General features: G+C 66.0%; 24 protein-coding genes and 1 pseudogene. 13 read left to right on the top strand and 12 right to left on the bottom strand.

Annotation, left to right across the window (positions count from 1 at the left end; all coding sequences use genetic code 11):
• Positions 1-34 precede the first annotated feature (34 nt).
• Positions 35-816 (top strand): IS5 family transposase gene (locus RLT59_RS17615; protein ID WP_399126914.1). Its coding sequence is split into 2 segments (ribosomal slippage): positions 35-334 and positions 337-816, totalling 780 coding nucleotides; the frame shifts between segments, so codons are not numbered across the junction.
• A 14-nt stretch (positions 817-830) separates the two neighbouring features.
• Here the strand turns inward: RLT59_RS17615 and RLT59_RS17610 are convergent.
• Both RLT59_RS17610 and RLT59_RS17605 read right to left on the bottom strand, forming a co-directional pair.
• A complete protein-coding gene (locus tag RLT59_RS17610) occupies positions 831-1,493 on the bottom strand; it encodes a hypothetical protein (RefSeq protein WP_311304282.1) in 663 nt (220 codons plus the stop codon).
• The gene (locus tag RLT59_RS17605; protein WP_311304281.1) at positions 1,490-1,966 is read right to left on the bottom strand and encodes a hypothetical protein; all 477 of its coding nucleotides are present in this window, start codon (positions 1,964-1,966) and stop codon (positions 1,490-1,492) included. The genes RLT59_RS17610 and RLT59_RS17605 overlap by 4 nt, the downstream gene beginning before the upstream one ends.
• Before the next feature lie 196 nt (positions 1,967-2,162).
• Here RLT59_RS17605 and RLT59_RS17600 point away from each other — a divergent pair, with 196 nt between their 5' ends.
• Together RLT59_RS17600 and RLT59_RS17595 are read left to right on the top strand one after the other, a co-directional pair.
• A complete protein-coding gene (locus RLT59_RS17600; protein WP_311304280.1) occupies positions 2,163-3,164 on the top strand; it encodes a competence protein CoiA family protein in 1,002 nt (333 codons plus the stop codon).
• A 72-nt stretch (positions 3,165-3,236) separates the two neighbouring features.
• Positions 3,237-3,425, top strand: a complete 189-nt coding sequence (locus tag RLT59_RS17595) for a hypothetical protein (protein ID WP_311304279.1) — start codon at positions 3,237-3,239, stop codon at positions 3,423-3,425.
• 555 nt (positions 3,426-3,980) lie between these two features.
• Here RLT59_RS17595 and RLT59_RS17590 read toward each other — a convergent pair.
• Positions 3,981-7,061 (bottom strand): N-6 DNA methylase, encoded by a 3,081-nt coding sequence (locus tag RLT59_RS17590; protein ID WP_311304278.1) that lies wholly within the window; start codon positions 7,059-7,061, stop codon positions 3,981-3,983.
• Between the two features lie 234 nt (positions 7,062-7,295).
• Here RLT59_RS17590 and RLT59_RS17585 point away from each other — a divergent pair, with 234 nt between their 5' ends.
• Positions 7,296-7,859, top strand: a complete 564-nt coding sequence (locus RLT59_RS17585; protein ID WP_311304277.1) for an HD domain-containing protein — start codon at positions 7,296-7,298, stop codon at positions 7,857-7,859.
• On the opposite strand, the gene RLT59_RS17580 is transcribed toward RLT59_RS17585, so the two are convergent.
• Together RLT59_RS17580 and RLT59_RS17575 are read right to left on the bottom strand one after the other, a co-directional pair.
• Complete coding sequence (locus tag RLT59_RS17580; RefSeq protein WP_097921667.1) at positions 7,847-8,314, bottom strand: NUDIX hydrolase; 468 nt, start codon at positions 8,312-8,314, stop codon at positions 7,847-7,849. The two genes, RLT59_RS17585 and RLT59_RS17580, sit on opposite strands and share 13 nt — an antisense overlap.
• Entirely contained in the window at positions 8,301-9,074 is a 774-nt protein-coding gene (locus RLT59_RS17575) for an XRE family transcriptional regulator (protein ID WP_311304276.1), read from the bottom strand. Before RLT59_RS17575 ends, RLT59_RS17580 begins: the two co-directional genes overlap by 14 nt.
• Positions 9,075-9,172: 98 nt before the next feature.
• On the opposite strand from RLT59_RS17575, the gene RLT59_RS17570 reads away from it, so the two are divergent.
• The 6 genes from RLT59_RS17570 to RLT59_RS17545 all read left to right on the top strand — a co-directional run bounded on the left by RLT59_RS17570 (position 9,173) and on the right by RLT59_RS17545 (position 13,076).
• Positions 9,173-9,865: a haloacid dehalogenase-like hydrolase gene (locus RLT59_RS17570; protein ID WP_311304275.1), complete on the top strand. Its 693-nt coding sequence runs from the start codon at positions 9,173-9,175 to the stop codon at positions 9,863-9,865.
• Between the two features lie 108 nt (positions 9,866-9,973).
• Positions 9,974-10,876 carry a radical SAM protein gene (locus RLT59_RS17565; protein WP_311304274.1) on the top strand — a complete coding sequence of 301 codons (903 nt, stop codon included), beginning with the start codon at positions 9,974-9,976 and terminating at the stop codon, positions 10,874-10,876.
• On the top strand, positions 10,869-11,510 hold the full coding sequence (locus RLT59_RS17560) for a P-loop nucleotide/nucleoside kinase family protein (protein ID WP_311304273.1): 642 nt from the start codon (positions 10,869-10,871) through the stop codon (positions 11,508-11,510). The genes RLT59_RS17565 and RLT59_RS17560 overlap by 8 nt, the downstream gene beginning before the upstream one ends.
• Positions 11,428-12,081, top strand: coding sequence for a class I SAM-dependent methyltransferase (locus RLT59_RS17555; protein WP_311304272.1), 654 nt, complete (start codon positions 11,428-11,430; stop codon positions 12,079-12,081). Before RLT59_RS17560 ends, RLT59_RS17555 begins: the two co-directional genes overlap by 83 nt.
• A 20-nt stretch (positions 12,082-12,101) precedes the next feature.
• Entirely contained in the window at positions 12,102-12,695 is a 594-nt protein-coding gene (locus RLT59_RS17550; RefSeq protein ID WP_311304271.1) for a class IV adenylate cyclase, read from the top strand.
• A 15-nt stretch (positions 12,696-12,710) separates the two neighbouring features.
• Positions 12,711-13,076 carry a hypothetical protein gene (locus tag RLT59_RS17545; protein ID WP_311304270.1) on the top strand — a complete coding sequence of 122 codons (366 nt, stop codon included), beginning with the start codon at positions 12,711-12,713 and terminating at the stop codon, positions 13,074-13,076.
• Between the two features lie 897 nt (positions 13,077-13,973).
• Here the strand turns inward: RLT59_RS17545 and RLT59_RS17540 are convergent.
• The 5 genes and pseudogenes from RLT59_RS17540 to RLT59_RS17520 form a co-directional block, all read right to left on the bottom strand.
• On the bottom strand, positions 13,974-14,828 hold the full coding sequence (locus tag RLT59_RS17540) for a DUF4231 domain-containing protein (protein ID WP_311304269.1): 855 nt from the start codon (positions 14,826-14,828) through the stop codon (positions 13,974-13,976).
• Positions 14,829-15,299: 471 nt separating this feature from the next.
• Positions 15,300-17,033: pseudogene (locus RLT59_RS17535) on the bottom strand (relaxase/mobilization nuclease domain-containing protein).
• A complete protein-coding gene (locus RLT59_RS17530; RefSeq protein WP_311304268.1) occupies positions 17,030-17,590 on the bottom strand; it encodes a MobC family plasmid mobilization relaxosome protein in 561 nt (186 codons plus the stop codon). Before RLT59_RS17530 ends, RLT59_RS17535 begins: the two are co-directional and overlap by 4 nt.
• A gap of 320 nt (positions 17,591-17,910) precedes the next feature.
• On the bottom strand, positions 17,911-18,747 hold the full coding sequence (locus RLT59_RS17525; RefSeq protein ID WP_311304267.1) for a DUF2637 domain-containing protein: 837 nt from the start codon (positions 18,745-18,747) through the stop codon (positions 17,911-17,913).
• Positions 18,748-18,996: 249 nt separating this feature from the next.
• Positions 18,997-20,526, bottom strand: coding sequence for a DnaB-like helicase N-terminal domain-containing protein (locus tag RLT59_RS17520; RefSeq protein ID WP_399126912.1), 1,530 nt, complete (start codon positions 20,524-20,526; stop codon positions 18,997-18,999).
• A gap of 275 nt (positions 20,527-20,801) precedes the next feature.
• Between RLT59_RS17520 and RLT59_RS17515 the strand changes: the two genes are divergently transcribed.
• The 3 genes from RLT59_RS17515 to RLT59_RS17505 all read left to right on the top strand — a co-directional run bounded on the left by RLT59_RS17515 (position 20,802) and on the right by RLT59_RS17505 (position 23,024).
• Complete coding sequence (locus tag RLT59_RS17515) at positions 20,802-21,347, top strand: helix-turn-helix transcriptional regulator (RefSeq protein ID WP_311304265.1); 546 nt, start codon at positions 20,802-20,804, stop codon at positions 21,345-21,347.
• A gap of 130 nt (positions 21,348-21,477) precedes the next feature.
• On the top strand, positions 21,478-21,777 hold the full coding sequence (locus tag RLT59_RS17510; RefSeq protein WP_311304264.1) for a helix-turn-helix domain-containing protein: 300 nt from the start codon (positions 21,478-21,480) through the stop codon (positions 21,775-21,777).
• A complete protein-coding gene (locus RLT59_RS17505) occupies positions 21,774-23,024 on the top strand; it encodes a tyrosine-type recombinase/integrase (RefSeq protein ID WP_311304263.1) in 1,251 nt (416 codons plus the stop codon). Before RLT59_RS17510 ends, RLT59_RS17505 begins: the two co-directional genes overlap by 4 nt.
• Before the next feature lie 117 nt (positions 23,025-23,141).
• On the opposite strand, the gene RLT59_RS17500 is transcribed toward RLT59_RS17505, so the two are convergent.
• Complete coding sequence (locus tag RLT59_RS17500) at positions 23,142-24,626, bottom strand: SAVED domain-containing protein (RefSeq protein ID WP_311304262.1); 1,485 nt, start codon at positions 24,624-24,626, stop codon at positions 23,142-23,144.
• Positions 24,626-25,546, bottom strand: a complete 921-nt coding sequence (locus tag RLT59_RS17495; RefSeq protein ID WP_311304261.1) for an AAA family ATPase — start codon at positions 25,544-25,546, stop codon at positions 24,626-24,628. Before RLT59_RS17495 ends, RLT59_RS17500 begins: the two co-directional genes overlap by 1 nt.
• Between the last annotated feature and the right edge of the window lie 9 nt (positions 25,547-25,555).

Genomic DNA, 25,555 nt, shown 5'->3' with positions numbered 1-25,555 from the left:
GGCCGTTCGTGAGGGTGTGGGTACCCGACCGTGGATCGTGGACGATGAGTTGTGGGCTCTGGTCGAGCCGTTGCTGCCGCCGTGGCCGGAGCGGTCTCCGGGGCCGAGGCCGGTGTCGGACCGGCTCTGCCTCCAGGGCATCCTATTCGTCCTGTACAGCGACATAGCCTGGCAACTGCTGCCGCTGGAGCTGGGTTTCGGCTCGGGGCAGACGTGCTGGCGCCGGCTGGAGCGGTGGCAGGAAGCAGGAGTCTTCGACCAGTTGCATCGGGTCCTGCTCTCCGAGCTGAACGCGGCCGGCGAACTCGACTGGTCGCGTGCGTGTGTGGACGGTTCCCACATCCGCGCGAAAAAGGGGGCGCCGACACCGGTCCGTCGCCGGTCGACCGGCGGAAGACGGGCAGCAAGCACCACCTGATCTGCGACGGACGCGGTACCCCGCTCAAGGTCATCACGACCGCGGCCAACGTCAACGACGTCACTCAGACCCTCGCCCTGGTCGACGGCATTCCACCCGTCGCAGGCCGCCCCGGCCGGCCCCGCCGACGACCGGAGGCCCTGCTCGGCGACAAAGGCTACGACTCCAACCCCAACCGCGACGAGCTCCGTCGCCGACGAATCCTGCCGGTCATCTCCCGCAAGGGATCACCCAACATCAAGGGCATCGGCAAGCTCCGCTACGTCGTCGAGCAGACCTTCGCCCTGCTCCACCACTTCAAACGCCTCGCTGTGCGCTGGGAACGCCGCACCGAACTCCACGACGCCTTCGCCTGCAGCCTCATCTGCTACCGACGCCTCAAGAAGGCCCGCTCATGATCGTGTTACGAGCTCTAAAGTCGGTCCTTCCAATTACGGATGGCCTGGTCGAGCTTTGAGCGGAGGCGGCTAGCTGCCGTCGTACCAGGAAGCAACTGTGGGTACGCCCCGCTGTCCTTCTTGGCGATCAAGGCGCCAAGCGTGGTGGAGCTCTGCGACGGGAACACGAGCGAACACTTCTTCCCGCCCAGCTCCTGGGCCAGCCCCAAGAACCCGCGGCCGATCCCGAGGCCGGGTGAGGCGCCGTAGTGCTTTGCCTCGATCGCGGCGACGAGCTCCCTGCTCCGGGGGTGGACCATGGCCCGGCGGCTCCGTTCGGCCTCCTGGTGATCCAGGATGGCGACATCGCACTCATGCGCCACCTTCGACGTGGTGGCCGCCACGAACACGCCCAGGTGGATCTCCAGCTTCTTCTGTGTGCCAGGGAAGCCCACCAAGACGTGAGTGAAGTCACCCGACCACAGGTTTCCGGGGGACCTGCGGAAACGCAGGGCGGCAGCCGGATTCCTGCCATCCTGCGTCAGCAGCGCCGTCCCGCCTGCGGCCCGTGCGGCTTCGAGGCATTCGACGAGCAAGGATGCCTCGTACAGATCGGACTCGTCGGCGTTACCGCGATACACGGGCTGCAGAGTGCCGATCGCCTTCTCGATGGCCAGCACCAGATCGGCCCTGTTCACTGGATGCTCCCCATCGCCACGTCGGAATCCTCGGACAGCGGCCCTCGCACCGTCGTCAGGGCGACCCGGGCAAGCTCCGTCTCCGCTATGAGGTCGAGATAGGAGATCGATTCCAGTTCCGGATCGCCGAACTCGATCGTCAGATCCATCTCTCGCTTCGAGGCGATGTCCAGTGCTGCCTTGCGTGAGGCGTACATGGTCTCGGCCAGCGTGAGCAGTGCTGAGCGTACGAGCTCCATGCGCTCGTCGTCGGTGTACGGCAGAACGGCGATGTCGGCCTTGCCGAGGGGCGGGAGCTCGGCCTCCGCCAGCCGGCTGGCACGCGCTTCGTACTCCCCCTCCTGCCTGAGTCGCTGCTCGGAAGCTACTCGGCCTTGCCGGACCTCCTGCTTCAGCTGGTCGGCGAGATTGGGCAACTCTTCTCCGAGCTGCTCCATGATCTGCGCGAAATGATCACTGCTGCCGACAGACACACTACCCTCCCTCATCTCCAGTTCAGGACTGTAACCACTGGGTCTGACAGTCGCGCAGGTGATCGACATCTGGTGATCTACCCAACACCCCTTGGGAGTTCACTGAAGTGGGAGCGTCGCCGCCCAGTAGCCGTCAGTCAACGGCCTGGAATACGCCATCTGTTGGTCTGTCGGTGGTCGCTCCTATCGTGGATGGATGGCCAATGGCGTGTGGCACACCGGATATGGCATAGAGATCAATCTGTCCCTGCCCGACCTCGGTCACCCGGGGCGTCCCGATCTGCTGCGGGAGATCACCGCACGCGTCGCCGAACGCGACCCTCAGTTACTCGAGTGCCTCGCACACCACGACGGACGCGAGTGCCTGTCGGAGGCCGGCGGAAAGTCTCCATGGATGTTCATCCGCCGAGGCCGCGTCGGCGGTCGGCGGCCTCTCGTCGCCTCGCACCTTCCGATCACGCACAAGGCGACGCCGGCGGAGAGCGAGCAGCACAAGGCCACGAAGGAGCGGATCGTCGATACCGCCTCGCGGTACGGCCTGGGAGCCGAGGCCGAAGTTCCCACAGCGAACCGGCGCAGCATCTCTGACGCCCTCGTCACAGGGCCCGGGGGCAAACGGATCGGCTGGGAGATCCAGTACCACCATTTCAGCGCCAGCAGCGTGCACCGCCGCTCGGTGAACGCCGTGCAGCACGACATCACGCCCCTGTGGGTGGCCAAGGATCGCACGGCCTCCCTGATCGACCGCGCGCCTTGGGCCCGCGTGGACGACATGCCGTGGAAGGACATCGCCGGCGGCAAGGAGATGGTGATCCGCGGCGGGTACCGCCATCTCCAGGTGTGGAAGTGCGTTCCCAGCAGCAACCGACACTGTCTGTTGTCCGGCGGTGCCGGTCATTGCGGCGGTGTTCACTCCGACTGGTTCGTGCCCGCGCTGTGCGAACCGGAGAAGAAGGCGGTCCACCTCGAAGATCTCGTGCTGGAGAGCGCGACAGGGGAGAGCGTGCCGGTCTACGTCCCCAACCGCGGCAGCGGCCGGGCCGGACGGCACATGTGGGTGCCGTCGACTGACTGCAAGCGGTGGCGGGAGCTGATCGGCGAGAAGGAGCCTCTACCTGATGCCCCTGTGCACGAGGACGACGACGAGATCACCTTCGCCGAGCAGGAGATAGACCGGACCTGCAGGGCTGGCGAGTAGGGCTGGTTCGTCAGCGACGCCCGGCCCATCCGGGATCTCGGTCAGCCCACCGGCGGCTTCACCCTCCCTCGGATGCCGGTGCAGCCGTCCCGGAACCCGGTACTCATCACGGCTATCGAACGGGCGGCCGCCTCCGCCGCGCTGGGCTGCCCGCCGTGGGAGCTCGGGCCCTGCGCCGAGTGTGGCCAGCTGATGCGCAGGTACGGGCGGGACGCCGCCATGTTCTGTGGTGTGTGCCGCGCCGTTCTCAACGGCCGGTAGGCCCGACGCCGCGCCGGAGGGAAACTGAGACCACGGAACGACGAAGGACCCGGCCGCTGAGCGGTCGGGTCCTTCGTTTGCCCTGGTGGGCGAGTGCGGAGGATACGAGATTCGAACTCGTGAGGGGTTGCCCCCAACACGCTTTCCAAATGTTCGCTTGGGTGTTCGGTGATGTGCGGGGGTGTTCTGACCTGCGGCGGAGTCTGCTCCGGCGGGCTCCCCGAACGGTGCTGTACGTCAGTGAACGCAACCAGAACTGCAACCGTGGATCCGGTGGGTTTGCCTGGTCAGCGATCCGGTCACGATTGCTCCGGTCACGATGCCCTCGCCCTGGGTGTGACCTGAGACTTACGCACCACGAGGGCCAGCAAGATCATCTCGGGCAGTGCCGCGTGAAGCGTCAGAATTCGATTGCGTCGACCAGAGAGTGCGGTCGCGATTCGCGTAACACCGGTCCACCTCCCGCCCGCCGGCCCGCTCACGCAGGATGGGCCAGCTGAAGACCCACGGACCTGCCAGGGAAGGGAGCGGAACGTCTGAAGCGTGGGGCTCATCTCAGCCGAGCAGTTCGGTCACCAATTGATCCAGTTCCTCGGCGTCGGGGGAGGAGAGAAGGAAGTCGCGCAGAGTGCGACGGATCTTGATGTAGCTGCTTTCCCTGTCGAACTTCAGCTCAGCGATCCGTCCCGCTTCCGCTTCCCCCAGCTCGGCAATCCGCACGTGCTTAGGGTCGGATGGGTCGAAGTCGGGGATGGGTAGTTCCCACACGGCCTTGTCGATGTGCCGCTCGTCCTTGCCGTAGGACATCAGCGGGCGGACGGCTTCCGTGAGGCGTGGGGCGTTGAGGAGCGCAAGGAGGTACATGCCCTCCTGCCGTGTGGCAACCGCAGCCCAGTACAGGACGTGCTCGATAATCGCGTTCGGATCGTCCACCAGGGCGGCAGAGACGTGCATTCCGGATGCGCCGTACACCACGCGCAAGGGCGCGCCGGGGAGCTGTTCAGTCAGTTTTTTCCGGAAGTTGAGCTGTTCGGTCAGAGAAAGGCGTTCGCTGGAGCGGTTGTCATCCCAGAGTCGTTCGGCGTCACGCCACCAGATCGCCAGGTCTGGGTATCGGTCGAGGTGGTCGTGTTCGCCGTCCATGAGGGTATTCGTCCCCTCGATGGGCAGGACGACCTTATCGGCGCCCATAATCCGGTAGGGGACGACGTGCTCGCCGAGCAGAATGGGCCGGACGAACTGCTTCTCGACCGATCCTTCCCGGTCGGGTAGTTCCTTCCAGGGCTTCTTCTCCAGAGTGCTGCGCTGGGAGCGGACTGACACTCGGCCGCCGCCGAGGCCGAGAGAATTGGCAGCCTGCTCCTTGACGAAGAAGAGGACCTTCGGGACAACGGTAGCCCCTTGCCCGAACCGGTCCCGGTAGGGCGAGCTGATCAACCCTTCCTTGGGGTAGCGGAGATCGCCCGCCTTTCGGGTGATCCAGCCCTTGGCATGTTCCCAGCGAGCTGCGCTCTTGGCGATCTTTCCGGTCCAGATCTCGGTCTGCTTGGGCAGTGCGACGGCACTATTGCCCTGTTGTCCGATGGCAAGGGGGCGCCGGCGGCCGAAGACGACGGCAGCGGCACGGGGAAAGAAGTGCGGGCGAAGTCGGCGCAGGTCCCAGGAACCAGTGAAGTTGACCTTGATGGGGTGGTCGGGGTCCGCCCAATCCCCGCTGCGGAAGCCAGCCCAGTACGGGCGGTCCAGGACCGGGTTGGGGACGACGAAGGCGAACGTCCCGTCTGCACGAAGATACTGCTGCACGGTCCGGGCGATGAACAGACCGGACAGGTCCTGGTGGGTGGCGACCTCGAAGCCGCTCCACAGGCCACGGGCCTGCATCATGTCTTTGAAGGTCTTCTGCATGTCGGCCGACATGTGCCGATAGGAGAGCCAGGGTGGGTTGCCGATGAGAACGTCTACGCGGTTTTCAGCGCGCGACAGCCACATGGGGCGGGCCAGGTTGCGAACGTAGTAGGACCAGATGTGGTTGCGGCCCTCGTCGACCAGGTCGCAAAGGACGCGGAAGTTCTCCGTCAGTTCGTCCCGGTCATCAGTGTCTGTGACTCCATGCCGGTTGAAGACAGCACCGAGTGAAGGCACCTTTCGCTTAGTTCGGTGCGGGTCGGCCGCCTTGTCGGCAAGTTCGTTGACGATCGCGTCGAAGCGACTGGCATCCTTCAGCAAGGCTTCGGAGAAGCGAAGTTCGTTGGTGAAGAGCTGGTTTCCCGTGCCGGTCTGAATGACGAGGTGGCCGTGGTCGATGAGGTCAGTGCGCTGCCCCCACTGGATGCTGTCGCCCAGGTAGACGGGGACGCTTATGGGACCGCGCTCCTCAGAGGTGAGCGTGTCGCGGCCGATAGCGAGAAGGTATGTCACGCGGGCCAGTGCCACAGCGACAGGGTGTAGATCGATGCCGGCAACATGGTCGTGGAGGCCGTCCAATGCCTCGCGCAATGGCCGTCCAGCGTCTCGCGCGGCCGCCAGGTAACGCCGGACGCCGTGGAAGAGGAATGTGCCGGAGCCGCACGACGGGTCCATGATCCGCTGGTGCAGCGGATCGGAAACAGCTTCGGCTACCGTGGCTTCGGCCAGCCAGTCCGGCGTGTAGTACTCCCCCTGCTTCTTACGGGTCTCCGGGGCGATCACCGACTCGTACAGAACCTTCAGTACGTCGTGTTCGACCTTCGACCAGTCGAAACCGGCGAGGCGACGAGCCAGATCTTGGACGAAGCCCTCGCCTCCCTCGGTCTCCAGGGGCCAGCCGAAGAAGTCCGATTCGACCACACCTGAGATCCTCGCCCGTGCGAAGAGCTGACCGTAGACCAGCGAGGCGGGTGAGGTGTCCTTCACATCGATGCCCATCACGGCGTGGGCGATGATTGAGGCCGTGTTCACCAAGAGCGTGTGTTCGATGAACAGATCATCGCTGTCCTCGAACTGGGCACCCAGTGCATCACGTAGCAGCCGTGCCCACAGATCGCGCTTCAGCTGGACGGTCGGCCGGCTCTTGTTCTCCTCGTACAACGCGGCCAGGACCGCCTTGTCGATGGAGTGTGCAACGCTGTCCGCTCCAAGGCGGGTCGCGATGGCATCTGGAGTGGGGGCCGCGCCCTCGGACGTTGCCAGGACGCCCTCGAGCCAACGGACCAGGGTGAGCGCGTTGCCGTTGCGCTCCCGCGCATCGAGACGGTTCACCTCGTTCAGCTCGTTGTTGACCAGCGCATAGGCACGCCAGTCGGCACCGTCGGTGAGGATGCCGACGTGCCGCCGCTCGCGCTGCTCTGTCCGAGCCCGCACATACTTAGCCAGCTGCTCGATCGCGTCCTTGCGGATCTTCGGCCGACTGATGTCCTTCTTGACCTCGACGACGGTCGCGCCCATCTCAATATCGATGCGGTGACCGGTGCCGTCGCCCAGCTGCGCTTCCAACACGGGAATCAGAAGGTCCTGCTCGCCGAGGTTGAGGTCTGCGTCCATCAGGAACTGGCGGATGTCAGCCTGCAGTGTCGCCTCGGCGCGAACGGCCTTGCGCTCGATGACACGCTTAAACACGGTTTCGAGTGCGGTGGGCGAAGGGGGGACGGAGAGCGTCACGGCGAGAGCTCCAAGAGCATCATGGTGTACAGGGCAGCGAGGGAAATTGTGGTCCAGTCGACCATTGTCGTGCAGGGGCGGGTGTCAGCACAGCCCTGCTGAGCGAATCTGCATTTTCTACTTGCCGCGGGTCCAGTTCCCTTTCCCTGCACAGGAACGGCGGCGGGAGCTGGCTGTCCCGTCGGAATCCTGGCATACGACTGACTTCGGCTCTTGCGGGGCATGGAAAGGGCCATGGACGAAACGATGCTGACGTGGGCGACGCAGGTAGCCGAAAAGGAGCTCAGTGACGCGCTTCCCCGACGGTGGGCGCATTCGCAGGGCGTGGCGGCACGTGCCGCCGGGCTCGGCCCGGCCCTGACAGCGAACGTTGAGCTGTTGATTGCTGCTGCTGTGCTGCACGACGTGGGATACGCGCCCCGGCTGGCGGAGACGGGGTTCCACCCGCTCGACGGGGCGCGGTTTCTCCGGGACGAGCACGGTGCTGATGAGCGGCTGGTCCGATTGGTAGCGAACCATTCGTTCGCGCTGTTGGAAGCCGAGGAGCGCGGGCTGATGGAGGTACTGGAACGCGAGTTCCCCTTGCTGGATGAGAGGCCACTTGTGGACGCGCTCGTGTACTGCGACATGACAACGACACCCGATGGCGAGAGAGCCACTGCAGCTGAGCGGGTGGCGGAGATCGTGGGCCGCTACGGGGCGGACAGCGTCGTGGGGCGGTTCATCCGCAGGGCGGAGCCAGACATCCGCGCAGCCGTCACCCGGGTGGAAGCAGCCTTGGCGGCTCAGCCCAGGTAGGGGTACGTGCCGGCGAGGTAGTCGCCGATCTGTTGGCGCATGCTCGGGTGGATGTCGTACTGGTCCAGGTCGCTCGGCTGGACGTAGCGGACGCCGTCGGCTTCGTCGTTGATCGTGGGCTCGCCGCCCACCGGTCGGCCGATATAGGTGTTCTCGTACTGCTGGCGGATCTCGCCGTCGGTGTAGGCCACGATGTGGTTCGGGTTCGTGTAGACCCCCAAGAATCCGGTGATCTCGGCGATGATCCCGGTCTCTTCCAGGCATTCACGGACGGCGCACTGGGCGGCGGTCTCGCCGATGTCCTGGGCTCCTCCGGGCAGGGCCCATTGGCCGGTGTCCCGGCGGCGCTGGAGGAGTATGGCGCCGTTGTCGTCGACGACGAGCAGGTTGTTGGCGGGGATGAGCGTGTTCGCCTTGGGGGCCTTGGGGTCGTTGTAGTACTCAGTCCTGCCCATGTGGCGAGGGCCCCTCCTGGTCTGGTGTCCAGGGCCGTGCGGTGACCCAGACAGCTTCGAAACTCTGAGCGTAGTTGTCGAACCAGCCTGCGGTGTCTGCTCTGCGGAGATGGAGGAGAGGGTTGGCGCTGGCCGGCTGGCCCCAGACGTGCGGGTTGATCAGAAGGTCATCGTCGTACCGGAACATGGAGGTGTAGAGCGTGGTGTCGTGCAGCCTCACCTCGCATCCGGCCTCGGACAACAGGGGCCGGTAGTAGGTCAAAGAGGCGCGGATCTTGGCGGCGAGCGTGTCGCCAATTCCTTCTTCGTGGCCCCGGATTGCTGCGGCCTGGCCCTTCGAGTCGCCGAAGCAGAGCCGCACTCGCACTCCGGTTGATGCGCGCTCGGCGAGCATCTTGGCAACGTGAGGGTTGGACTGGGCGAAGAAGGTGCCGGAGAAGACGAGGACGCTGATCTGCTCCTGGGCGCCGTTGAGCAGCGACAGCCACGTGTCTCGCGGGACGCTCGCCCGATTCTGGTAAGTCCCGACCAACTCCTGCCCTGATCCTGCCAGCTGCTGCGCAGTGCTCGGCACCGGTGCGGGCCAGAGGAACAGTTCCTCGACCCGTAAGTGCTTGGCGACACGGAAGCGGTGGCGGGGATGGGGAACGCGCCCACCGAGCCACCGGCCAACGGTCTTGGGGTCCACCTCGCAGACTTCGGCGAGTGACTCAGGTGGGATTCCGCGCTGGGCGAGCACGGAGTGCAATCGCTCGTTCACAGGTGCCATACAAGCCGAGACGGCCAGGAGCAGCAAGGACGTTTCGGGACGTTCCACAGAAGGAAGGGGGCCATGAACGCTGTATTTACGCTGGACGCATGGAGCTCATCGTCCTGTGGGACATCGACCACACCCTCATCGAGAACGCCGGGGTCAGCAAGGAGATCTACGCCGCCGCGTTCACGGCCCTGGCGGGAAGGGCGCCCGCCGGGCCGGCGCGAACGGAAGGGCGTACTGACCGGTTGATCATGCGTGACATGTTCCAGCGGAACGGCCTGGCCGAGCCGGACTGGACCGCTATCGAGGGGGCGCTGTCCGGCGCAGGGGAGGCGCGTCTCCACGATCTCAGCCGACGGGGGACAGCCCTGCCCGGCGTGCGGGAAGTCCTGAAGGAGGTTTCCGTGCGCAGCAGTTGGGTGTCGTCGGTGCTCACCGGCAATATCGCGGACAACGCCCGCGTGAAGGTCGCGGCCTTCGGCCTTGATCCCTTTCTCGACCTGCCTGTTGGCGCTTACGGGGCAGATGCCCTGCAGCGCCCCGACTTGGTCGCTGTCGCCCGGGAGCGCGCCCATCAGTTGCGGGGCGCCCCGTATGGCGTGCCGGTCGTGCTTGTCGGAGACACCCCGAGGGACGTGGAGGCCGCACTAGCTACGGGCTCCGAGATCATCGCGGTTGCCTCCGGCGTCCACAGCACCGAAGAACTGGCAGATGCCGGTGCCCATACGGTCCTGCCCGACCTGACGGACTCTGGCCGTGTACTCGGGATTCTGGAGGCGCTCTCCGTACGCTGAAAACGTCCCAGGACGTCCTCGGAGCGTCCCGATACGCGGTGACGAGGTCCGTACCTGTCCCGCCAATATCGGGTCTCCCACCAGGCAAGCGCCCCGAAGGAGACCCTCGTGATCAGCGAAGTCACCGGGATCCGCAGGATCCGGATGCTGTACCTGCAGCTGCTCTACCGCTGCAACTTCGAATGCCTGCACTGCTTCCATGGCAAACGGCTCCAGCACGCCGACGCCTTCACCACGGACGAGGCGGTCAACCTCCTCACGCTGATGCGTGACGAGTACGGCACCGAGGCCGTCACCCTGCTGGGTGGCGAGCCGTTCGTCTACCGAGACCTCGCCCAGGTAGTCCGGTACGCCAAGCGCGACCTGGGTATGCGAGTCGAGATCTGCACCAACGGCTACCGGATCGAGCGCCGGCTCACCGAGATCGCACCCGACCTGGACCTGCTCCGGGTATCGCTGGAGGGCATCGGCACGACCAACGACAAGATCCGCAAGTTCGGAAGCTACCGGAGTGCCCTGAGCGCCCTCGAAATCGCCCAGCAACTCGGCATCCGGGCCGGCGCGACCATGACGGTCACCTCACGCAACATCGACGAGGTTCTGCCGCTCGCCCGCACGTTGCAGCACCACGGGGTGGAGCAGCTGAAACTCCATTGCCTTCGGCCTGTTGGCAACGCAGCGGATCACCCCGAGCTCCTCGTGAACGACGCCACGGCCTACACCCGTCTGCGGGAGGGCCTGGCCTCTGCCGAGCTGGACATCGAGGTGATCCTCGACGAGGACCTGTCCGAGCTGGGTGCGCCGGATGTCTGCCTCCCTGCCGGGGGCCCTGTGGAGATCGAGCGGATCGAGGCCGACCCGCGCGGCGCGCTCACGATGTCCTGCAAGGCTGTCGGCAAGGACTCGCACGCCTTCTGGTACGACAAGCTCGCCGATCACATCGACCACCGGCCGTCCGCCACCGACGAACTCACTCTCGCGGTGCCGGACGTGGTGTACGGACGTGTCTGACCCGGCGTCGTTCGAGAGCGTTGAAGGGCTCCGCGGCACAGGCAAATCCACCCTCGCCCCCATGCTCGCAGCCGCTCGTGGCGCGGTACTGGTCCCGACCGTGCCACCCACCTACCAGGCACTGCGGCAGGAGGTCGACCGGCTGGGAAACGCAGAGGCGCGCATGTGCTTCTACCTCTCGGCCCTGTTCACCGCCACCGATCAGATCCAGCGGTACCTGTCCGCCGGCATTCCGGTCGTCGTCGAAAGCTACTTCGCGCGGTGCCTGGCCAATCACCGTGCTTTCGGAGCCGACCTCTCCGTATCCCTGCCGCCGGGCCTCCCTCGTCCCGTCACCTACTACCTCGCCTGCGCGGAGAGTGAGCGTCAGCGCCGACTCGCCAGGCGCGACAAGTCTGTCTCGCGTTGGGACGCCCTCGCCGAGATCACCGCAGACAAGATCACCGACGACTACGCCTCGTTCCCGATGCACCGCGTGAACACCACCGGTCTCACCCCTGACGAGGTACTCCAAGCCGTCCTGAGCACCGACCCGCAAGGAGAGCAAGCCAGTGCAGACACCCAGCATGTGGCGGCATACCCTCACCTTCTTCCCTCAGTTCCTCGCCGCGCTGAAGGAGCGTACGGAGCCTGACTCCACCGTGACGGTCATCGGCGCGAGCGACGGCAGACTCGTCGTGCCACTGGCCGCGGCCGGCTACCGCGTCATCGCCATCGAGCGCGACCCGCTCGCCCTCCACGGTGGCGAGGTCCAGCTTCCGGGTGGCAGTACCGGTCACGCGATGGGCATGATCGAGCGCCTGAAGCAGGAAGGGCTTCACGACCGTGTCCGAGTCGTGGAGGAGGACTTCCTCGCCTCCAAGCCCGACGGTGCCCCCTGTGACGCTGTCTGGACGAGCTGCTCGTGGCATTACAGTGCCAACCACCACCGGCCGTTGGGCGAGTTCGTCGACCACATGCAGCGCTTGGTCCGGCCCGGCGGTCTGTTCGGCGCGGAGTTCATGATGCCCCTCACACAACGCCACCACGTGCTGGAGCACTACACATCCCCCGAGAAGCTCCGGCGTTACTTCATCGGGGACTGGAATGTCCTGCTCACCCTGCGGACCAACGAGTTCACCGAGCAGGCGCACGTCGGACAGCTGCAGGACCACAACCACCGCATGGGCCTTCTCCTCGCCGCCCGTGCCTCCACCCCCTCCTAGAGCTACGGGAAGAAGGATCTATGAAGCACGAGTACGAAGCCAAGTTCCTGGCCGTCGACGTCGACGGCCTCCAGGCCAAACTGACGGCACTCGGAGCTGTCCAGGCGTTTCCGCGCACCCTGCTCACCCGGAAGATCTTCGAGAACAACGCCCTTGAAGGCGGCGCCTGGGTCCGCCTGAGAGACGAGGGCACGCGTTCCACTCTTACGCTGAAGCAGGTCACCGACTCCACGACGATCGACGGCACCACCGAGATCGAGACCGAGGTGTCCGACCTGCACGCCATGGCCGAGATCCTCCGCAACGTCGGCCTGCGCGAGGTGCGCTACCAGGAGAACTACCGCGAGGAGTGGCGCCTGGGCGAAGTCGCCTTCGACTTCGACACCTGGCCGGACCTCCCCACCTTCGTCGAGATCGAAGGACCCGACGAAGCATCCGTCCGACAGGCTGCAGATCTGCTCGACCTCGACTACGCACTGGCCCGGTTCGGCAGCGTCGACGAGATCTATAAGAGCGAGTCCAGCCGGGACATCCTCGCCGAACCGACGCTCCTCTTCGCCGACGTCGACAAGCAGGAGCAGGCCGGGGCGGCTGCACCGAGCGAACGATCTTGAGGACCGAGCGTGTTTATGGAACTGGCCGTGACGCCGCGGGTCATACCCGGCGTCGCCGAGTTTGCCCGCGGCGGTCTGCCCGCAGCGGCGGACACCGACGACGGCAACGCCTGGACCGATGGACACTGCTGGCTCTACTGCGGTCAGGGCTGGACCCGCGTTCTGTGGATCGGCCCCGTCAGCGTGGCTGGCGCCCAGGCCGCCATGTACGCCTGTGGCCCGTGCATCCGGGCCCTGCAAGAGAAGGTCTGGCAGGCCATCCTCCTCCACGGTGCACCGTCGTGTCCGGCCCCGTTGAGAACGTTCGCGACGGCCGAGCAACCTGGCGGACGCCGCGTTGGTAAGCATCGCGCGCGGGGCAGCCTGCTGCGTCGTGGGTGAGGACGACGGCAGAGATAAATAGCCCCGTGACGTCTCTTCACAGCGAAGGATCCGCTATCAGAAGTACGCCGACTGCGGGCCGGTCACCACGCATGGTGACCGGCCCAGCAGCCGTTGTTGCTGAGGCGTCTTGCCGCGGGCTTCTAATGACGATGCCGGCGTTGCCGATCTGCGGCTGTGGCAGGGCCTCCGACGCGGGCTCTGGCCTTGAGGCTTGCACCATGACCGCTTTCCAATTCAATCAGCATCGGAGAGTCTACGAGCGCCGAGCAAAAGAGCGCCCATCGCCGGAGGAAGAAAATATCGTGCTTCTCACCTCGTGTTGGAACGGCCACATAAATAATTCTACTTCCTCGTGGGGGCATAAAAAGATAGCCAGCGTCTGTTGGCCTCTCATAAACGCTCTACTGGACATCTCCCGGAAAGTGAGGGTGTTTCTGAGCAACCAAGGAAGCCGCGTCTCGCCCCGGCGGGAGCTGCCACTCAATTACGTGCAGACCCGCCAACTCGATGATTTCTTCGGGCACGCCCAATCGGTACAAAGGTGTAGCTCCATACCGGTTGAGCCAAGCAACGCGTCTCGTTTTCTCGCACGAATCAAGGTCCCGCCACGAATCGAGGACCACCCCTGGAGTAATCGATGCACCCAGCGATCGCTGAAGCACTACGTGCCGAACGAGCGGCATGTATTCCACTGGGTCTCGCGCGAGAGCGACAAGACACCAAGCCGTCGAGTCAGACATAGATAGGCCATGAGCGTCTACGAGGCGTCGAGCCCTCCATTGCCAGAGCGGAGCGAGGAGCCACCTGGTTTGCCGCGCCCTCATTTCCGGACTCCAGAAGGCCCCGTCAAGCATCTCATCGCGACGGAGTACGCAGGGTTGCACAGGACAAACATCAGCTCGCGCGCTCCTCATTCCCGGAGCTGGACGTTTCGAGCTGGAGCTCGCGCTTGCGCTGCTCCTCCTTCAGCCGTTCCACATAACGCGCAAATATCCGAAGCCGTTCAGCTTCAGGAAGAGGCGGCTCGCCATCCCGCCCAGCGTATTCATCGAGCATGAATTGCGAGGCGTTGTAGTGCTTCTCGATATCATCGGCCGTGGATTGTAGATTATATCCTCGTTCGCGAAACTTGAAGTATCCGGTGACGCCTGCCGAAATCCCGACGAGTGCACTGAGGGAAGCTGCAGAAAGGCGCAGCACTTGACTACTGCCCTCATTCATAGCCGCAAGCGTCGAAGTTACAATTGACCCAGTGATAATGATGCCCTGAAAGACGTTGTGAATCCGGCGATTTTTGTTCGCTGAATTTCGGTACTGATCAATCAGGTCAAGCGAGGCTTCGCGGTAGATCCGAAGCCCGGAAGGGGAGTCGAGAGGCAGCTTGGCAGCGGCAGTTTGCCGATCCTGAAGCGCATTACGCAGCGCACCAGTTCGAGCAACAACCTTCTTTCGGTTCTTCCATAATGCCCACCCCATCGCTACCCAAAGGCAGTTGACGATGATGAGCCCAGCCCATCTAGTGAAGACAGGCTGCGACTTCCAGAGACCCACGATAACCGTGTAGCCGAGGAGGAACGTAAGGATTATGCCGCCCAGCAGGCAGAGAATATATATCCTTTGAAAGGTTCGCGAGGTCCTCAGGTCATCTTCGATCTCATCGAATTTCTTGACGCTGTTCCTGTATTCCTCTTGACGTCGAGCCTCATCAGCCTCAGAAATCTCATTTGACTCAACACTTCCCCAACTCACCAGCAACCCCCACTTAGTTCAAGCCGCCCCGGCGGCAGATGAACGCCCGGCGGCTTTAGGTAACACGAGTGGGCGATCATAGAACCGACCCTTCGGACCAACAAGAGCGCCTTGCAAGCCATTACCTACGGGGGTAATTTCGCCAAGATCCGAGTGGCGAAAACTAGTTCCTCCCCCGGCAGGCGTGATCGTCAGTGATGATGGATTCAGGTCAAGATCAAATTACGATGATCTCTCTCATTTTTTTCGAGAAGGGAATCTTCCCCTAAGAAATCTTTTGCCGGGCGGGCAGAAGAAGCTCCTGGTGAGACGCACCACTGGAGCGTGGCAAGCGGGGCCAAGCCGGTACTTGAAGTCGATCCGGCGGATTGCGGTCCGGGGCTGTAGGACTCCTGATGGATTGGCCGGGAGTGTGGTTGGGGCGGGCTCGTGCTGCTGGCGGGCTCGGCGAGCGGGCTCTCCTTGCTGGAGTCAGCGGCGTGGGCGGCTTGGCCTGTTCGTGGGGGCTGAGGGTGTCGTGGGCGGCTGAGTATCGGCGTACGGCACGCTGAAGGCTGCTGCGGTGGTGCTTCGCAGGCGGGCTGCTTCCGCGCGGCGGTTGGGTGCGGGGTTGCGGCTGGTGTGCTGGATGCGGGTGATCAGGACGCGGGCGGGGCTGTGGGCGGTGCCGAGCTCGCGGCAGGCCGCGGATTCCTTGAGGAGCTGGTGGGGTTTGTGGCCTCCGGCTTCGGCGTCGGCCAGGACGGTGGCGAGGGCGGGCCAGCCGCGGTCGGCGAGGATCCGCTCAGCGTGTTCGGGAACGGCAGCACGTACATCGCTCGCCAGGGTGCAACGGGTCTCTTCCATGGGGCAGCGAGCTTCGAGTTCGGTGAGCGTCGGAGCGAGTGCGTCGTCGGCTGCTGACTGGAGGTGCTGGACGGCTCGGCGGGCGGCGTCGGCCTGGTGGGCATGGCCTTTCGCCTCATGCCAGCGTCCGGCGAGGATGGCGGCCCAGACGAGCGCCGCGACCAAGGCTGCGAGCGCGCTGCCGTCGTGGCCGGTGGCGGTGTCGGCGATGTCGCGGGCTGCTGCCCGCAGAGCGTGGGCGGCGCGGTCTTCGGCCCGTACTTGAGAGCGCTGGGCACGGGCAAATGCCCGGCTGGCCGCTTGAAGTTGAGGTCGGAGGCCAGCGGGAGCCATCTGGGCGGTGCCTTCGATGAGTTCACCCAGGGCCGTGATGTGCGCCTGTGCTCGTGCGTCCCCGCCGTCATCGGCGTTTGTGCCGGTGATCTCTGTGTGGAATGTGTCGAGGGCGTCGGTGGCCTGATGCCAGGGAGTGGTGGACCGGTTGCGGCGGGCGGTGGGCTGTTCCTCGGGGGCGCTGGTCTCCAGGCGGGCTTTCAGCTTGGGCAGGGACAGGTCGGGGGCGATCTTCCCGCCGGGGTGGTAGATCTGCTCGCCGTCCTTGTTGAGGTCGCCGGGCCGGCCGACTGCGTAGCCGAGGAGGTCTCCGGTTGGTCCGCGGCGGGGTTTGACCAGAATGTCGGCGGCTTCGAGGTAGGCGAGGAGCTGTTCGGCGCTGGTGGTGTGCGGGATGGCGGCGCGGATGCGGTTCTGGAGTCATTCGCGGCTGGTCTGCTCCCAGCCGAGGCGCTCGGCCTTGTGCATCTCCGCCTGGGTGGGGCGCCGGCTGGCGGTGCGATCACCCTTCTTCAGGCGGCGCAGCCCGTAGTCCTTCTCGATCTCCCGGCACGCGTCGCCGACCCGGATACCGCTGTCGTGCAGCCTGGGGCGGCGACCGTCCTCGCGGACGGTGGTCGCGAGGATGTGGATGTGGTCGTCGGCATGACGGACTGCGATCCACCGGCACGCCAGATCATCGCCTGCAGGGGCGATGCCGGCTGCCTGGACGATGCGCTGGGCGATCTCGCCCCACTCGGTGTCGGAGAGGTAGCGGTCTTCGGGTGCAGCGCGCACGGGGCAGTGCCAGACATGGTCGATGACAGGTTGGCCGAACTCGCTGTTCCGAAGCCGAACGGGCTCGTCGAGGTAGTGGCCGAGTTGGGTCAGGGTGGCGTTCTCGTCGCGGCCGGGGTCGGGCATGCCGAGCATGGCGAAACCGGCGACGAGGTGCGGGTCGAGGTGTTCGTCGTGCCGGCCGGGGCCGTAGAGGTAGGCGAGCAGACCGCGGGTGTTGGACCCGGCCGGTTTGATGGCGGCGATCATGCGGACACGTCCGCCCTCGGGCCGGTGGGCCCGCTCAGGGCCTCGGCGATCAGGGTGAGCAGGTGGTGGAGTTCGTCGAGGCGCTGGCGGATGTCGGGCGGGTTGTAGTCGCTGTTGAGGGCGCGGGCTATCTGGTTGACGTTGACGCCGATGCGGTTGAGTGCGCGCAGGACCTGGGCACGGAACATGTGGGTGCGGCGTCGGTCCTCGGACAGCGGGAGGTTCGCGGTGAAGCGGCCGTCGAGGAAGGCGAGGACGATGTCGGCGGCGAAGCCGGATTCGCCCTTGTAGCCGTGCTCGGCTGCAGCCTCGCGCAGGCTGGTGTGCTCGTCGTTGGTAAAGCGCATGGGGCCGACGCGTTTGGTGCGCTTGTCGCCGGTGAACCGGCGGATCGTTGGCTGGACGCTCTGCACGGCCGGTTCGCTGGCGGCGGGCGCATCGGTGCGCGTCGGGTGGAGGATCGCTTGCTGGGCAGCGTGGAGCTTGTCCGGGTCGGGGCCATCCTCGGTCACGGCCGCCTGGTCCGGCGCCCCCTGGCGCTGGGCCGTTTCCGTCACCCCTGGGGCGGAGACCCCCGAAGACCGGCCACGAGTCGGACTCGGGGTACTACTGGCTCCGCCAGGAGCCGTCCGTCCGAACGCCCGCCGCAGACGTTCCGCCAGCGTAGGCGATTTCGTCAGTGTCAGCGGTGAGCCGATGTTGGCGTCGGGGTGGTGCGAATCATGGGTCACGGATAGTTCTCCGGAGTAGTGCGGGAGGGACGGCAGGATGCGGGGGCACGGCTACGGCCGTAGGCGGGAACGAGCGATCAGGCGGAGGGGCGGGGCACCGCCCTGGCCGGTGGCCGGAGGCGTTTCGGCCACCGGATGGCGGGCGATCAGCCGACGTTCCGATCGGCGCCGGGTTCCGACCGGAGGATTTCCATGACCTCGGTCAGCCTTTGGCCGCCGACCGTGTGTCCCTTCTCCCGTATGGCCTGTTGCACGATGTCCCGTGTGAGCTTCCGCTTCTCGGCTGCGGCGATCCGCCCAATCTCGACCAGTTCCTCGACCGTTGCGCTGACCGGACGACCGCCTCGCGGAACACCCTTCGAGATCCCGAGAGGCGTGTTCGGGTAGCCGGATGCGGCGGTTCGCGGTTGCCCGGTGTGCGCGGGCGGCAGGGCAGGCGATTCCGGCGTCTCGCCGGAACCGGTGGCGGGCCGGTCGGAAGCTTGGTCGACCAGTTGGTGGATCTGCCGCATCAGCACTCCGAAGGCCAGCAGGGCTGCGGTCGGGGGAACCGCCGCGACCACGTAGTCGAGTAGGGGTGCGACGCTCTCGTTGCCTGTGCCGCTCACCCCGGCCACGTTGAGCGCAATGGATCCGGCCGATCCGATGGCGGTCAGAGTTACCGCCCACCAGTCGGTCACCCGGCGAAGGCCGGAGCGGAGCATCAGCAGTTCGCCCGCGACGATGAATGCGTCCAGGGTTGCGGGCCAGGCCCATTGCCGGATCGGGGAGCTTCCTAGCCCATGCTGTCCGGCGACCTGGGCAAGGTGGGCATAGGAGAGCCAGAAGCCGCCGGCGGTGAGGGCGATGATGACGGTTCCGGCCGCGGCGAGGGCGTATCGCTCGGCAGCGTGCTGGGGCGTTGCTTGTCGCTTCGTGCCCTGGGCGCGGGGCGTCGCCTGAGTGTGCCGGGGGGTGTCGTGGGGTGTGGCGGGTGTGGTCATGCGGGGTTCTCCGGGATGGTTCTGCGGAGGCGATCACGGCGTTCACGGAGGGGGCGTACACGTGAGCCCCCTTCTAGAGGGGGGCTCACGCGTGAACGCTGGCGTGCGTGTACGGCGTGAACGATCGCGTGATCGTCTGACCTGGGGTTTTGTGCTTGGCGTGTACGCCTGCGGTGAGGCGTGGGCCGGTGTGCGGGGGAGGGGGTGCGTGTACGCCCTCGTGTACGGTCCCGTCGTCCGGCGGTGGGGTCAGGAGACTGCGCCAATGTGGCGGAGGGAGGCGCGGTAGCGGGCTTGCTGGCCGCCTCCGGTTCCGCCTGCGGCTCCTTCGGCCTTGTCCGCGAGGCCAGCCCTGACGAGCCGGTCTAGGGTGCGCCTGGCTTTCTCGGTGGCCGAGCGCTCGGGGTTGTTCTGGCCGCTTTGGATCATGGCGAGCTCGCGCACGGTCAGTCCGTCGGGGCGCTGGCGCAGGATGGCGACCGGGTCGAGAGCGGGGTCGAGCGTCGAGGTGCCGCGTTCGTGGTCGTGGATGACCTGGAGGGGGCCGATCTCGCCGGTGGGGGTTTTGAGGTGGTGCAGGGTGACGGCGAGGTCGCCTGCTTCCCCGGCGATGAAGAGGACGCTGCCCGCGCCGGAGGTGATCCAGGTGGATCCGTAGACCCGGTCCAGGGTGGGCTTCTGGGCGCGTGGGGCGCCCTCGGTGGCCTTGCGCTGGTGGTGGAGTTCCATGATCTCGACGCCGTTGCGCATGGCTCGCTGGCGGGCGTTGTTGTAGGCGACGCCAAGTGCGTCGTCGACCAGGGTGCTCACCGCGTCCTTGAGGCTGTCGATCACGATGGTGTCGGCCTGGTGAGCTGCGGCGAGGTCTGCCAGGAGGTCGGGCTCCTTGTCCAGGCTGGCGGGCAGAGGTCCCTGCCAGACAGCGAGCCCGTCGCGCAAGCGCTGCTCGTGTTCGGGCCCGATGCTGCGGGCCATGGCGCGGGCGATCTGCTTGTACCGGTCCAGCGCCAGGTACAGCACCCGTCGGCTCGGTGCGACCGGCATGTCCAGGACGCTGTCCGCCAGACCCAGGCGGGCGAGGATCACCTGGTGAGCCAGGGTGGTCTTTCCTACGCCGGGTGCTCCGACGATCATCAGGCTCTCGCCGGATGACCAGGCCGTCTGCTCCCGCGTGCCCCACAGCGGCTCGGTGTCGGCGCCGGTCTCGGTGACGAAGAGCCATCCGTCGGTGATGAACCGGGAGAGCCGACCCTGTCCCGAGGCGAGTGCACGCTCGCGCTCGATGCGGACCTCCGACTCCACCTCGCTGCGGATGGCGTCCGGGTCGGCGCCCGGCTCCATCGCGCGCTGGGCGGTGCGGATGCCGGAGGCACGCAAGCGGCGCAGGTCGGCCAGCTTGCGCACGATGCCGGCGTAGTAGGCGGCGCCGCTCGTCGAGGGCACGGCGTCGGCCAGCTGGTGGACGTACACCACACCGCCGACCCGTTCCAGGTCGTCCTGGGCGCGCAACTGGTGCGACAGGACGATGGGGTCGGTCGGCTTGTCCCCACCGTGCAGGGCGAGGATGGCGCGCCAGACCGTCTCGTGCGCGGGGCGGTAGAAATCGGCCGCGTCGAGCAGTTGGCGTACTTCGTCGATCACCGCGGCCTTGTGCATGCAGGCCCCCAGCACGGCAGCTTCGGCGTCGACGTCGTGCGGCGGAACCGCGGTGAGGTCGCCCGGAGTGGGCTGGCGGCCGGATTCCGCGAGGTGTGGCGCGGTCGGCCCGGGTTCGTCCATACTGGACATTGAGCTCCTCAACTTGCGGGCCGTACGGGACGGCGAATCCCAGGCCACGCGGGTCAATCGTTCAGGGATGGGCGGTTACGAGAGTTCGTGCTTGGCCCCCGACGTTCGTAGCGTCGGGGGCTTTTTGCGTTCACCCCCGTTCAAGGGTGGACGTCTACAGTACCTGACGTTTTCGGAAGCGCAACGGTTGCATTCCGTTCCGGAATGGTGTTTAGTTTTCATCATCGCCCCGGCTGTCCATCGGGCCCCGGCAAGGAGGTGCAGTGATGAGCAGTGACGAAGGCGCCTCCCGCGCGGGGCCGGAGCGGCCGCTGGCCGAGGATCATGTCGCGGAGCGCATCAAGCTCGAACGCGAGGCGCGCGGGTGGAGCACGGTCACGCTCGCCGAACGAATGGCCGACGCCGGCCACCCGGTCAACCAGTCCGCTATCTGGCGCATCGAGAGCGGCAAGCCCCGCCGTCGGGTCAACCTCGATGAGGCGCTCGGCTTCTGCAAGGTCTTCGACCTGACCTTCGACGAGCTGACCAGCCCCCCTGGCCAGCTCGCCAACCCGCTGGTCCGTCGTCTCGTCGGCGACTACGTCGCGAGATGGAAGGAATGGCGGGCCCTGGGCAAGGACATGCGCCGGATCCAGGACGAACTCACGGCGTACACGGACGCCAACCCCAACCAGGAAGACATGGTCAAGGCTCTGCTGACCCACGAGTTGACCATCGCCTCGAATGGCGAGTTCCATCACCACCTTGGAGCGCCAACTCGGCTTCGCAGCTACCTCGGCGAGCGCATGGACGCGCCGTCCGAACAGAGCTGACTCGGCCCCTCGCTGCTACGAACAGCGAGGGCTTGCCGTTTCTGGTTCCTTCTCTTCACGCCCATCCCTGAACGACTTGCCGGCCCATCGGGATTCGCCGTCCCTTAGCCTGCCAGGAGAGGACCCTCCCTTGCACCGCACCGAACTGCCGCTTGCCCAGATAGCGGACCTGCTGGACGTCCCCGAGGCCGACCTGCGGAGTCTGCTCTCCGAACGACGTCCCGCCGGAGTCGACACCACCCTCGTGGCCCTCACCGTTGCTGAGGCCGCGCGCCGAATCGGTATCGGCCGAACGAAGCTGTACGAGTACGTAACCTCCGGCGAGATCGCCTCAGTGAAGATCGGCAGCTTGCGCCGTATCCCAGCAGAGGCGGTGAACGACTTCCTGGCTAGGCACTTCACGACCAGCGACTTCGGGGCCGCAGCATGACGCGGGGCAGGACGGCGAAAGGCCGTCAGCCAAACGGTGCCTCGTCGATCTTCCACGGCAAGGACGGCCGCTGGCACGGATACGTCACCGTCGGCACCAAGGACGACGGTGCACCTGACCGGCGCCACATCAGCCGCAAGACCCGCCCCGACGTCACCAAGGCTGTCCGTGAACTGGAGCGCCAGCGGGACAAGGGGGCTGTCCGCAAGGCTGGCCAGAACTGGACGTTGGAGACCTGGCTCGTCCACTGGGTCGAGAACATTGCCGCGCCGAACGTCTCCGAGAACACCATCGACGGCTACCGCGTCGCGGTTTACCACCACCTCATACCCGGCCTCGGCGCCCATCGCCTGGAGAAGCTGGAGCCCGAACACCTGGAGCGCTTCTACAAGAAGATGCAGGACAACGGAAGCGCCGCCGGCACCGCCCATCAGAGTCACCGGACCGTCCGCACCGCCCTCAACGAAGCGGTGCGTCGGGCTCACCTCACGGTCAACCCAGCCACGATCGCCAAGGGCCCTCGTGTCGAAGAGGAGGAGGTTGAGCCGTACTCGGTCGAGGAGGTTCAGCGCCTTCTCGCCGAAGCGCACAAGCATCGCAATACCGCACGCTGGGTCATCGCCCTGGCGCTCGGCCTGCGACAGGGCGAGGTCCTCGGCATGCAGTGGACCGACGTCGATTTCGAACTCAATGTGATCCGCGTACGCCGAGGCCGGTTGCGGCCCCGCTACCAGCACGGCTGCGGCGACCGCTGCGGGCGCAAGTCTGGCTTCTGTCCCCAGAAGATCAACATTCGGCGGGAGACCAAGAGCGTGAAGTCCCGCGCCGGTCAGCGGCCCATCGGTGTCCCGGGTGAGCTGATGGCGCTACTCCGCCAGCACAAGGAGGAGCAGGACCGCGAGCGGAAGCGTGCACGCGATCTGTGGACGGAGAAGGGGTACGTCTTTACCTCGCCGACCGGTGAGCCTCTGAACCCGAACACGGACTTCCACAAGTGGAAGGACTTGCTGAAGGCGGCGGGAGTCCGCGACGGCCGCCTCCATGACGCTCGCCACACCGCAGCGACCGTCCTGCTGATCCTGGGCATCTCTGACGCGGTGGTGGACGGAATCATGGGGTGGGAACCGGGCAAGTCCGCGCGGATGCGCCGCCGCTATCAGCACCTGACCAGCCGCGTCCTCAAGGACACAGCGGACAAGGTCGGTGGGCTGCTTTGGCCCCGGGCTGGCGAGCCACCCGCCCTCTGATCCTGCTGCAGGTGGGCGCCATGCGGGCTCCGATCGCCAATGGTCGGAGCCCGCACTCTGCGCAGAGGCTGGCGACCCTCTGAACACTGAGGTCCGGCGCCCCTGGGCTTGAGGCTCTTATGCCTCTACGGTGAATGCGGCTTCGTATCCGTCGCCGATCTTGATGTCCTCGTAAACGACGGTCTGACACAGCCGGTTCCATCGGTTGCCCAGCAGAACAGCAAGTCCCATCGGGCAGGCGAGGAAGAGGTGCATGCGCTGAACTCGGCGAGTGGAGCGGCGGAGATGATCGCGGATGCCCACTGCCAAAGCGTTGGCGGCGGTGCTGCCATGGACGGAGCCGTCATTCGCCTTACCGCTCGGCGGGGCGAAGACGAAGAGCTTACCGACCGGGAGGTTCTGCTCGTGCAGGTACTCCAGGACGTCGCTGGTGATCTCCGTCGAGACCGCGATGGCGACAGCGATCTCGTCGCCTTGGCCAATCTCGTGCTCAGCGACTTCCGGGGCCAACGGGGTCTCGAACGGGTCGTTGGTGGACCAGAGCTCGCTGCCGGCCCTCCCCCGCTGCAGCGCTGCCAGGTCGGTCCCTGTGACCATGCGGAAGGTGGTACCAACCAGGAAGGCTGGCGCTAGACGGATGCTGCCCGTGACGGAGACGGCGGTCGTACCGGCGGGGAGGCGCCCGGGCGCGGCCTCGATGTCCGCCTGCAACTGGGCCCAGGTATTCGGCGACAAGGGTCGACGCTTTGTGTACTCGGATTCGCCTTCGAAGCGGTCAACCCAATCAATGGCGTGGTCGGCGTCCGGGGCCATCGGGTCTGGCTTAAGAGTGGCGATCGACAGGACAGCCCGAGCGGGGCCGGCCTCCAGGCCCAACTCGGTGACGGCACTCTCGACCATGGCCAGCGTGAGCTCGCGCTGGCCATTCCGGACCATCTTGGCGACCCATCCGGCTCCCGCCTCCAACGCCCGCTGGTCGTTGTGTAGACCCGCGACGGCCATCAACAGCTGCAGATATTCCTGGTACTTGACCATGTTCACTGACAGGTCGAAGTGCAGAACCGACAGCAGGTCGAGGAGCTCGGCCTCGGTTAGAGCTGCTTCCTCGGCCCACCGGGCACGGGCCTTGCCGCGATCCGACTTGTCTCCGCCGACGCCTGCCTTTGGCAGCAGAAGCCCGGTGCGGGCATCGCAGACCTTCACCAGATCATCAGCAGGATCGGCCGCCCGGTTGGTGACCAAGTGCAGTTCGACGCTGCCGCCGTCTGCGGTCAACTGCTTCCACGTCCTGGCGATCTTCTTGAGAATCGACGGGCCACCGCTGTTGCTGGGCTTGGTCAGGTATTCCACGTTGACCGGTGTGGCGCTGTCGACCGCGTACTTGACCTGCTTGTAAGTGCTCGGAGGAACATCGCGCAGCATGACGACGTCGTCGAGATTGCCGACGCCGTCAAGCTCGACGCCGACGGCGCGCACAGGGTTATGTGAACGGGCGGCGTTCTCCCGGAGGAGGGTCAGGCATGCCTCCCAGGCGACTAGCCATTGGTAGTAGTCACCGGTGGTGCGGACGCTGGTGGGGCCGGGGGCGGGGAGGTGGGCCATCAGCGCTCCTCGGTGAAGATGGGGGTGGGCTCCATCTCCTCGGCAAGGGCGAGGAGGTCCTCGTCCATGACGGGCCGGTCGGGGAAGGCACGGAAGACAGCTGCCGGGACCAGGCGCTGGGTGAGGTCGGAGAAGGTATAGCCGGGCCGGCCCTCAGTAGGGCCGGTGAGCACGACTACCTTGCGGACGGTCTCCGGTCGGATGCCGAGTCCGTCGAGAGCCTGAGTGAGGACTGCGTGGCGTTGCTCGTCGCTGGGGCGGGTGAAGGTGAATGTGGCCGCGGCGCGGCGCATGACGGCCGGGTCGAGGGCGCCGACCCGGTTGGTGCACAGCACGATGACGACCGGGAGCGCGGCGCCGGTCAAGCCGTCGATGCCGGCCAGGAACGCGTCGACGCCGGCGCGATCCTCATGGTGCATCTGCTGGGCCTCGCGGGACTGCACGAGGGCGTCCGCCTCGTCGACGACAAGAAGCTGCACTGCGCGTGCTCCCCCAGAGCCCGACGCCCGCTTGCCCACTGTGTGCATGTGGGTAAAGGCGTCTCCAATGAGCGAGGTCATCTCGCCGACCAAGCCGCTGCCGCGGGTAGCGAGCTTGAGCCGGTATAGGTACACCGGCAGATCGAGCCAGTCGGCGAGGTCGCAGCCGAAGGATTCGGCCAGCGCGGACTTGCCGGAGCCGACGTCGCCTGCGAAAACGAACAGCGGCGCCCGGTCTGCGAACAGAGCGAGAGCGGCGACGTCGCCACCGTGGTACTGCGCGGCCCAAGACCGAAGCCGGCGCGGATCCGCGAGGAGCGTGGCTTCCTTGCGCAGGCGCAGCTTCGTCTCGTCCAGGCCGATCAAGCGGTCGTAGCGGGCGCGTCGGGTGGGCTCGGGCAACTCGATGACGGAGTGGAACAGGTCGTCCTGGCTGGTCACGTGCTCGTT

This window comes from Streptomyces sp. ITFR-6 (genome assembly GCF_031844725.1).
Taxonomy (GTDB): Bacteria; Actinomycetota; Actinomycetes; order Streptomycetales; family Streptomycetaceae; genus Streptomyces.
This window is presented reverse-complemented; position numbering and strand designations above follow the sequence as displayed.

Coding starts and splice junctions, on each gene's coding strand:
- RLT59_RS17600 (WP_311304280.1), top strand. CDS start 2,163: ATGGCCAATGGCGTGTGGCACACCGGATATGGCATAGAGATCAATCTG.
- RLT59_RS17595 (WP_311304279.1), top strand. CDS start 3,237: ATGCCGGTGCAGCCGTCCCGGAACCCGGTACTCATCACGGCTATCGAA.
- RLT59_RS17585 (WP_311304277.1), top strand. CDS start 7,296: ATGGACGAAACGATGCTGACGTGGGCGACGCAGGTAGCCGAAAAGGAG.
- RLT59_RS17580 (WP_097921667.1), bottom strand. CDS start 8,314: ATGGGCAGGACTGAGTACTACAACGACCCCAAGGCCCCCAAGGCGAAC.
- RLT59_RS17570 (WP_311304275.1), top strand. CDS start 9,173: ATGGAGCTCATCGTCCTGTGGGACATCGACCACACCCTCATCGAGAAC.
- RLT59_RS17550 (WP_311304271.1), top strand. CDS start 12,102: ATGAAGCACGAGTACGAAGCCAAGTTCCTGGCCGTCGACGTCGACGGC.
- RLT59_RS17545 (WP_311304270.1), top strand. CDS start 12,711: ATGGAACTGGCCGTGACGCCGCGGGTCATACCCGGCGTCGCCGAGTTT.
- RLT59_RS17525 (WP_311304267.1), bottom strand. CDS start 18,747: ATGACCACACCCGCCACACCCCACGACACCCCCCGGCACACTCAGGCG.
- RLT59_RS17520 (WP_399126912.1), bottom strand. CDS start 20,526: ATGGACGAACCCGGGCCGACCGCGCCACACCTCGCGGAATCCGGCCGC.
- RLT59_RS17515 (WP_311304265.1), top strand. CDS start 20,802: ATGAGCAGTGACGAAGGCGCCTCCCGCGCGGGGCCGGAGCGGCCGCTG.
- RLT59_RS17505 (WP_311304263.1), top strand. CDS start 21,774: ATGACGCGGGGCAGGACGGCGAAAGGCCGTCAGCCAAACGGTGCCTCG.
- RLT59_RS17500 (WP_311304262.1), bottom strand. CDS start 24,626: ATGGCCCACCTCCCCGCCCCCGGCCCCACCAGCGTCCGCACCACCGGT.